Annotated in this window: 1 protein-coding gene; it reads right to left on the reverse strand. The window is 51.4% G+C overall.

The genetic code is table 11. The annotated features are described in order from the left end of the window. Window positions 1-146: 146 nt before the first annotated feature. Window positions 147-605 carry a DUF2442 domain-containing protein gene (locus tag JV201_RS21440; RefSeq protein WP_219406023.1) on the reverse strand — a complete coding sequence of 153 codons (459 nt, stop codon included), beginning with the start codon at window positions 603-605 and terminating at the stop codon, window positions 147-149. Window positions 606-784: the final 179 nt, after the last annotated feature.

Below are 784 nucleotides of genomic sequence, written 5' to 3' on the forward strand. Positions count from 1 at the left end.
CAATTCCGTTGCGCGATGGTTGTGATTTGCTGGATGTGATAGGTCGGCGCATGGCTATGCGGTGTTCCTAAACCCATTGGCTTGATCCCGCACAAACGAAAAAGGGGCGACCTCTCAGTCATCCCTTTTTGCGAACATTACCCAACCTAAACGCAACGCGTGCCACGAACCTTATGCTCGTACTCCCAGCCCTTACACGCCAACCCTACATGCTTGGGAATCAGAGCGGCCCCGCTGCTGTAGGAAGTAATAGTCCTACGAGTGAAGCCCAGCTCTACAGCCGCGGCGGAAAGCGACAGGTTGTTGCTGAGCATCCATTTTCTGAAGTCCTGCGTCAGCATGACCTCGCCGGACTGTTCCAGCGCCAAACGATGCAAGGTGCCGGAGGACAACTCAAGGTCATTGCCCCAAGTCACGTCAAGGCCCCACTCACCGACTTCAACCCGACCAAATAGAGCCAAGTCCTGAAGGGGTTTTAGAATCGGGAAGGTATTTATGTGATCAGTGAGATCAACGGTATGCCGCTTGCCGTTATTCCACTCAATTTCGATGGCATGCTTGCCGGCAACTGGTTGCACAGCAGAGATGCGAAGCTTGCTGGTCATAAGTCAGTTCCTCCGGTTTTGTTCATTCCATACCCGTCTAGAGAAGGAGCTGAAGCTAGAGAAAATTTTTTCCTAGCACAACCACCTATTCAAACCCCAGAAACCACAAAACCCCTGACTTCTTTCGAAACCAGGGGTTTTGTTTACATCGAATTTGGCGGTGAAGGAGAGATTCGAAA

The sequence above is a fragment of the Pseudomonas sp. Colony2 genome (assembly GCF_019382755.1).
GTDB lineage: Bacteria > Pseudomonadota > Gammaproteobacteria > Pseudomonadales > Pseudomonadaceae > Aquipseudomonas.